2 protein-coding genes and 1 pseudogene are annotated in these 8870 nt (G+C 38.6%); all 3 read right to left on the bottom strand.

All coding sequences use genetic code 11. From position 1 onward, the window contains the following. Positions 1-2114 (bottom strand): annotated as a pseudogene (locus tag ACFIK3_RS08795) (autotransporter outer membrane beta-barrel domain-containing protein); the annotation flags it as partial. A 650-nt stretch (positions 2115-2764) separates the two neighbouring features. Next, positions 2765-8023, bottom strand: a complete 5259-nt coding sequence (locus tag ACFIK3_RS08790; protein ID WP_375676564.1) for an autotransporter outer membrane beta-barrel domain-containing protein — start codon at positions 8021-8023, stop codon at positions 2765-2767. 640 nt (positions 8024-8663) lie between these two features. Then, positions 8664-8870 (bottom strand): autotransporter outer membrane beta-barrel domain-containing protein (locus tag ACFIK3_RS08785; RefSeq protein WP_375676563.1); only part of this gene is annotated, 207 nt, incomplete at its 5' end.

Here is an 8870-nt window from a genome sequence, read left to right as displayed (position 1 = left end):
TTATCGAGATTAAGCGTGGAAATATCAGAACGAGATCTTTGAGCGATATCAAGGAGATTGCCATCATCATCTTTTTCGTTTTTGCTAATTTTCAACGTCCATGTTGTATTGTTTTTTAGATCAAAGTGCACATTTCTGTCTTTAGCAATATTTGCTCTGCCCTCTAAAATAGACTGATCTGCGCTTAATGTGAAGGTGCCGTTGGAGATCGCTTTAACCTCTTTATCATCCCACAAATCTTTATCTTTCCATGACGCTTTGTCCCAAGCAATACCATTTCCTAGTAAAACATCGGCATGGACTTCTGATTTTTTAAGATTGACTGTGCCGATTGATGGAGCTGTAGCATCTTCGATGCTTTTTTCAACAACAGCTCCAATGAAAATTCCTGTGCCATTTTCAGCATGAAGCTCTGCATTGGTCAGATTGATCTCATTACTATGATATTTTTGTGGATCATGCGAGCCATTTGGATTATCATCGGAGAAAGTTGCGAATTGTAAACCGGCAACTTCTACTTTTGCAGAGACATCCGTTAGATCAATATGGCCGCCATTTATTACAACCAGCGCAGCCATTTTTGCTTCTATTTTATTTTTCTTCCCATTCTGAGGAGTGTCGGATTGGGTATCTAGACCTTTAGAATTAGTATCAATAGCGCCATTAATCATCTTAATTGTGCCATCTTCACCAGTAGCGAGACCAATACCAACATTTTGAATAGTTGTTTTGCCATTTAATTCAACTATACTATCGGCCTCCCAAGTACTTACACCAACGGTTGGTTCTTCGGACTCACTACCGGTTATTGTTAAATCTCCGGTAATGATTTTACTTCCATCCTCTGCATAAAGACCTTCATCAAAATTTTGAATGGTTGTTTTGCCCGTTAACTGAATTTCACTCCCAGAGCCCGCTGTCCATACACCAGATCGTGCTTCATTGGGGTTGTCATTAATTGCTTTACCACCGACTATTGTTAAATCTCCGCTGGTAATTTTACCACCATTATAGGCTCCAAGACCATACGAAACTTTTTCAAAGGTTGTATGCCCCTTTAATTGAATTTCACTATTGGGATCAATGGCTATTATACCAGAAGTGCCGTATTCTTGGTTTTCATAAGCAGTTATTGTTAAATCTTCGCTGGTGATTTTACCACCTTTTTCTGCTCTCAGTCCATCTCTAACTTTTTCAATGCTTGTTTTGCCTTTTAATTCAATTATGCTTCCAAAGCCATTGGCATTTGCACCGTTTCCGAAGTTATTGGTTGTTAGAGTAACATCCGTAATTTCAATACGTCCACCATTTTCTGTAAGTAATGCGCCTTCATGTCCATTCAAATTTCCTCCTATGACAGCTCCTCCTTTCATTGTGATCTTGGATTCTATACCATCTGCATGGAGTGCATTACCATTAGATGATGCGACTGTAACATTGTTGTTTAAAGTAATGATGCTGCCATTTTGAGCAGATATTGCTGTATTTTTTGCACGAAATGATCCTCCAGAGATTGTTATTATCGAGTGATCATCTGCAGATATGCCTGTTAGTGCTTGAGTAACGGTTACATTGTTCAAGGTTACTGTGCTGTTTTTAGCACTTATTCCTAAGGATAGTGAACTGTTATCGTTTTCACTCGATATTACCACGTCTTCCAGCTTGTTTTTTTTACTCTTACTGTCAGAAAAGGAAGCACCAGTGCTAGATAAAATGCCAGATGAGGAGGACTCCATTCCAGAATATGTAATTGTTCCCTTAGTCATTTGAAGTGTAGCACCATCTTTGGCTTCAAGGCCTAAGAAAATACCAGAACCAGTGCCTTTAATGGTTGTGCCATCCAGTAACTCAATCGCACTGTTAGCACCTTCTGCTGTTACAGCATAGACGGTTTGGTTTGTGCCTTGGTTTATATCTTTATTCGTAACAATGGTTAAATGTTTTCCAATGATTTTGCCACCGTCTTTTGCGTGAATAGTTTCGTAGGTTTTATCGGATACTTCTTGTTGTTTTCCCCCAGAAACTACGAGGGTTTCAGCATGTGCACTGAACTGGATGTTGAACAGGATGATAGCGGCTGCAGCCGTGCATGATAAAAGGGATGTTTTATACACTAGTATTCTCCTTATGATAGCCCCCAAATATTCATTTCCCCGCGAACTTCATAAGAAGAAGTGAAAATGGATAATTGTTATTAATTTCAGTAATTGTCTTTATTTGGTAAGACATTTTTGGTTTTTTGTCAAAATTAAAAAATAATTGATATTAATTATGTCTAATACAAAATGTATTTATAATTGATTTTATTTAAAGAATTATAATTTTGAATATTATTATTCAGAGAAATATTCTGAGATACTGATATAGTGGTACCATGACATCTTTTACGTGATGGTAGGGATTATTATATGACGCAAATTGGGATTATGAGGGAACAAAAAAGGATGTAGAAGAAGCTAGTAAAAAAGCTAACTTACTTGGGCTTAAAGTGGGTTGTCATCTTTCAACACAGTGGTATTAATTTATTTCTAATAGACTTCTCTTTTTTTCAAAGTAGGAAGTACTCTTCATCCACTGGGGATAGAAGTGCTCTGTTGCGTTTGTTGTGTCTTGTCTTGGGGATTTTCGTAAAGAACTAAGTATTAAGAGGGAAGGGTGCTTTAAAAGGAAAAAGGATGACTTTAATGTACAAAAAAGGCAGCATATTGTGCTGCCCTTTTTGTTAAATTGAATAGAATGAATAGGCTATTTTTACAGCCTTGATTTAAAACTGATAGCGTATGCCACCTGAAAAGCTTGCACCACTTATACCAGTTTTCTGAAGCTTTTGTCGATAGCTTACATCACCGTAAAAAGAGAAATTGTGAGACAGTTGTGCATTGATGCCAACGCCGCCCTCAATTGCTGTTCCTATGGGATCAAGGTCAAAATCTCTGCCAATCTGGATGGTACCATCATCACCAAAGGTTTTGATCAAGTTTGCTTTTCCATAGAAGGAAATGGCAGGACCATTTTCAGTGGTCATAATGGTTTTGGTTAAACGTCCACCAACACGGATCAACCATTGAGAAGGATTGTTCATATCAATTTTTAAATTATCAGCATCTTCAATGGTATCAAACATCAAATGTTGATAAGCAAGTTGTATTTGGGGCTCGAAGGTTAAACCTTCCATTCCGGTAGAAAATTGTTTGCCAACGGTGGTGGAAATACTCAACATTTTTACATTGTTCAATTTCGCGGTTTTACCAATGATAGCATTGGTGATATCGCCCTTTATTATCCCATAGGATAAAAGCGTATCGATATAGAAACCACTGTCATGTTGTACACTACCATAGGCAGTGAGAGACCATTTATCTAGGGTGCTTTTACTTGCATCCTGCATCTCTTTTGGAGTGAAAGACAGCTGCCCATAGGTACCTAAAAGACCAAGATGTGTAGTAGTGCTGTGCCCTTCTAACGTAGTCAATGCAACCCCACCTTGTATAGCAGCGTAGCGAATATCAGTACCATAACCATATTTAAGGGGACCGCGTTTCGAGGATAAGGTTCCTGTACCCCCATAGGTAGAGAGGAAGAAACTGTTTTTTAGATTTTTCTGCTCTCCCAAGACTGTTGTTCTCATATTGGCTAAAAGTGCATTTTGCTTGGCCATATCGGCCAATCCAGTATAAAAGAGGGCATTTGGCATAACCAAATAGCTTGCCATTTGTGGTACAACTGCTCTTACTTTTGAATCGGGGTCAAAAAATTCAGGCTGCAAACGGAAATCCCAGAAATCTTTATCCTTTTCATCGAATAAGTTTTGGTTAGCATTGGCTTTGCCATAGCTTGAGACTGGTCCATAGGCAGTCAGCGTATATTTATAAGGAGTTCCTCCTATGGTGGTATAGCCATTTTTCAATTTAAAGGAGTCTTCTTTTGCTTCTCCAGAAACTTGAATAAGTGAAAGTCCACCTATATTTGAAGGATCAGAGGCATTTTCTACACTCTCTTTATCCCCTGAAACATTTTTGACATAAACTGTTGTGGTGCCTGCTACATCACCGTGAATGAGAAGCCTATCGGTTTTTTGTGCATCTATTGCAACACCATCACTCCATATAGTGTTGAAATGAATTTCTGCCTCACCAGAGGCATTATAGACTGCTAGAATGTTCGGTATTCCAGATCCTATATGCAATGTATGATAATGATCTTCTACCGGTCCATTAAAAACAATAGAACTATCATTGAGATTGAGCACAGAAATATCAGAACGTGACCTTTGAGCAATAGCAAGCAGTTTTCCGTCATCATCGGTTTCTTTTGTACTGGTTTTCAATATCCATGTTGTCTTGTTTGTCAAATCAAAGCGTACAGTTCTGTTTTCTGCAATTTTTGCTCTTCCCTTTAATACGGAGTGATTAGCATTTAGTGTAAAAGCAAAATTATTTTCTTTAGTTGAAGCTTTTGCTGCTAATAAAATATCGGCACTGATTTCTGAATTTTTGAGATTGGCTATACCGATTGATTGGTCTGCGTTAATTCCAATACTATTTTCAGTGCGAATCTTTGTATTTGTCAAGTTGATTTCTAAGGCATTATCGTCCTCGGATTTATCAAATGTTATGCCACTGTTTTCTGCTGTTGCAGAAACATTTGTTACATCAATATATCCGCTATTTTTTACAACAAATGCTGATCCTTTTGCTGCTACGGTCCCTCCATTCATTTTAATTGTGCCACCGTTTTCTGCATAAAGTCCGATGAAAGTATTGCTAATCGCTGTATTTCCATGCAATTCAATTAAGCTGTAAGGATTGCTGGCAGCTGCACCGTATCCGTTGCCATCCATCGTTGTTAGAGCAACATCTGTGACCTTAATATGTCCACTGTTCATTGCAAATAATGCCATGGTTTTCGCAGTTACTGTTCCACCAGTCATTATAATTGTGCCACTATTTTCTGCATCAAGTCCGGTTACAGCATTATTAATTGTTGTCTTTCCATATAATTCAATCAAGCTTTCAGGATCGGTTGCAGCAGCACCATAGTTACCATTTGTTGTTGTTAAAGCAACATCTGTGACTTTAATATGCCCACCGCTTTTTGCAAGCACTGCCACGTTTGTTGCGGTTACAGCTCCTCCCGTCATTGTGATTGCACCACTGTTTTCTGCATTGAGCCCGATGAAAATATTATTAATCGTTGTCTTTCCATCCAATTCAATCAAGCTTTCAGGATCGGAGGTAGCTGCTCCGTATCCGTTGCCATACATCGTTGTTAGAGCAACATCTGTGAGCTTAATATGTCCCCCGCTTTTTGCAAGCAATGCCATGTTTGTTGCGGTTACAGTTCCACCCGCCATTGTGATAGTACCACTGTTTTCTGCATTGAGCCCGATGAAAGCATTATTAATCGTTGTCTTTCCATCCAATTCAATCAAGCTTTCAGGATCGGAGGTAGCTGCTCCGTATCCGTTACCATACATCGTTGTTAGAGCAACATCTGTGAGCTTAATATGTCCACCGCTTTTTGCAAGCAATGCCATGTTTGTTGCGGCTACAGTTCCACCCGCCATTGTGATAGTACCACTATTTTCTGTATAAATTCCGATGAAAGTATTATTAATCGTTGTCTTTCCATCCAATTCAATCAAGCTTTCAGGATCAGTGGTAGCTGCTCCGTATCCGTTGCCATACATCGTTGTTAGAGCAACATCTGTGAGCTTAATATGTCCACCGCTTTTTGCAAGCAATGCCATGTTTGTTGCGGTTACAGTTCCACCCGCCATTGTGATAGTACCACTATTTTCTGTATTAAGTCCGATGAAAGCATTATTAATCGTTGTCTTTCCATCCAATTCAATCAAGCTGTCAGGATCAGTGGAAGCTGCCCCGTATCCGTTTCCGTCCATCGTTGTTAGAGCAACATCTGTGACCTTAATATGTCCACCGTTTGCTGCAAACAGTGCCATATTTGTTGCGGTTACAGTTCCACCCGCCATTGTGATAGTACCACTATTTTCTGTATAAAGTCCGATGAAAGCATTATTAATCGTTGTCTTTCCATGCAATTCAATCAAGCTGTTAGGATCGCTGGTAGCTGCACCATATCCGTTGCCATCCATTGTTGTTAGAGCAACATCTGTGACCTTAATATGTCCACCGCTTTTTGTAAGTACTGCCGCGCTTTTCCCAGTTACAGTTCCACCCGCCATTGCGATAGTACCACTATTTTCTGTATAAAGTCCGATGAGAGCATTATTAATTGTTGTTTTCCCATCCAATTCAATTAAGCTTTCAGGATCGGTGGAAGCTGCACCGTTTCCGTTTCCGTCCATCGTTGTTAGAGCAACATCTGTGACCTTAATATATCCACCGTTCATGGTAAACAATGCTGCACTTTTTGCAGTTACAGCTCCTCCCGTCATTATGATGACACCACTGTTTTCCGCATCAAGTCCATTTATAGCATTAGTAATCGTTGTCTCTCCATCCAATTCAATAAAGCTGTAAGGATCGGTGGAAGCTGCCCCGTATCCGTTTCCGTCCGTCGTTGTTAGAGCAACATCTGTGACCTTAATATATCCACCTTTTTGTGCAAATAATGCTCTGTTTCCCGCAGTCACTGTCCCTCCCATCATTATGATGGTAGAGAATAAACCGTCTGTATAGAGTCCATCACCATCAGATGATGTAACTTGAACGCTGCCTTCTTTACTATTGGTTAAAGTAATGAAGCTGCCGTTCATTACGTATAGCCCTGTGTGTTCTCCATCAAATGCTCCTCCTAATATCGTTACTTGTGAACCATCTTCTGCCGATATGCTGGTGTCTGCTTGCGTAATGGTTACATTTTCTAAAGTGAGATGACTTCCGGCAAAGGCCGTTATTCCTGTGAATAAAAACTCTTCTTTTTCATTTTCTAATTCACTTTCCCATCCAGGGTCTAATTCATTGTCCGATGTTTTTACATTTTCTAGCTTGTCTTGATCACTTATGCTGGTATTTGCATAAGTAATGGTTACATTTTCTAACTTGTTTTTATCGCTTTTACTCTCATTGAAGAACGCACCAGTTTCAAAAGCCGTAATGGTTCCTCCAGTCATTGTGATTGTGCTACCGTTTGTTGCATAAAGCCCAATTACGGCGTCATTAATTACCGTATTTCCGTGCAGTTCAATTGTGCTGTCAACATCATTAGCTATTGCACCGATTCCGGTGCCATCTTTTTTTAAAGTAACATCTGTGACGTCAATATGTCCGCCATTTTCTGCAAGTAATGCTGTATTTTCTCCAGTGACTGATCCTCCTATCATTGTGATTGTGGATTGTGCACCATTTGCATAGAGTCCGTCACCATGAGATGATGTAACTTGAACACTGCCTTTTTTATTATCGGCTAATTCACTATAGGTTAAAGTAATAGCGCTGCCTTCCGTAGCAGATATTCCTTTGAGTTCTCCATCAAATGCTCCTCCTAAAATCGTTATTTCAGAATGATCATTTGCAAATATACTGGTGTTTGCTTGCGTAACCGTTACGTTTTCTAAAGTAAGTTTGCTTTTGTTGTCGGCATTTATTCCCTTGTCCATGAAGTGGTCATCTTTACCGCTTGATATTGTTACACCTTCCAGCTTGTTTTTATCATTCATACTGTTTTCGAAGAAAGCGCCAATTTCAGAAACCGTAATAATGCCTCCAGTCATTTTGATTGTAGCACCATCTTTTGCATTAAGACCGAGACGAATGTCAAAATCAGTTCCTTTAATGGCTGTGTCTTGCAGTAATGTAATCGCACTGCCAAAACCGTCAGCTGTTACAGCGTAAATATCCGTGTCTTTATTCCCAACCACAGTTAAATGTGTGCCGGTAATTTCCCCGTTGTCTTTCGCATTAATAATCTCATACGTTGTGTTAGATATTTCTTTTTTCTCGCCGGAAACTTCAAGAGTTTCAGCATATACATTGAGATGGGTGTTGAATAGCATGACAGCTATGACAGCCGTGCAGGATAAAAGGGACTTTTTACACATCAAGATTTTCCTAAATTATAAGTAAATTATAAGTGCCCCACACTCTTCCCCCGCTTATAAGAAGGATATCAAATGGATGGGTATTTTAGAGATGGAACGTGAATAGGCGATTTTTATTTTTATGTAAAGTATAAAATAAATTATACATTTAATATATAATGTATTATACTTAAATTCATTTAGTATTATATAAATACATTATGTTAATATTATATAAGTATTATAAGTTTTTCTATTCAAGATATGTGTTATGCTTGCATAAAACTTGTTGCTTATGCTTAAAGAAAAGGAGTAGGCAAGAAAATTTAAAAAAACTGTATGCTTGAGCCTGATAGGGATCTCTTTCAACATCATGAAACCAAAGATGATACCATATCTTTCATGTTTTTCTTTAACACGGTTACGATAAAATAGCGCTCATTGATTTTTCAATCGACGTTTAGTTTTTTTCAAGGGATATTTTTACTAGTTGAAAGCGCGCTATTTTATTGTTTTGAGTTTTTTAACTAATTTTCTTAAAGAAAAATGTTGGCGGTGTGTATTGGTAGAGAAGAATAGGGGAGAGATAAAAAGGCAGCATATTGTAGCTGCCTTTTTTTAAAATTGAATAGAATGAATAGGCTATTTTTACAGCCTTGATTTAAAACTGATAGCGTATGCCGCCTGAAAAGTTTGCACCACTTATACCAGTTTTCTGAAGCTTTTGTTGATAGCTCACATCACCATGAAGGGAGAAATTGTGAGACAGTTGCGCATTAATGCCAACGCCGCCTTCAATTGCAGGTCCCATAGGATCAAGGTCAAAATCTCTGCCAATCTGGATGGTACCATTATCACCAAAGGTTTT

It is taken from the genome of Bartonella sp. CB10SXKL, assembly GCF_042195515.1.
GTDB lineage: Bacteria > Pseudomonadota > Alphaproteobacteria > Rhizobiales > Rhizobiaceae > Bartonella.
The sequence above is the reverse complement of the archived record's forward strand: the minus strand, read 5'-3'. Positions and strand labels throughout refer to the sequence as shown.

Excerpts from the sequence above, each read along its gene's own strand:
- ACFIK3_RS08790 (WP_375676564.1), bottom strand. The coding sequence starts at position 8,023 with ATGTGTAAAAAGTCCCTTTTATCCTGCACGGCTGTCATAGCTGTCATG.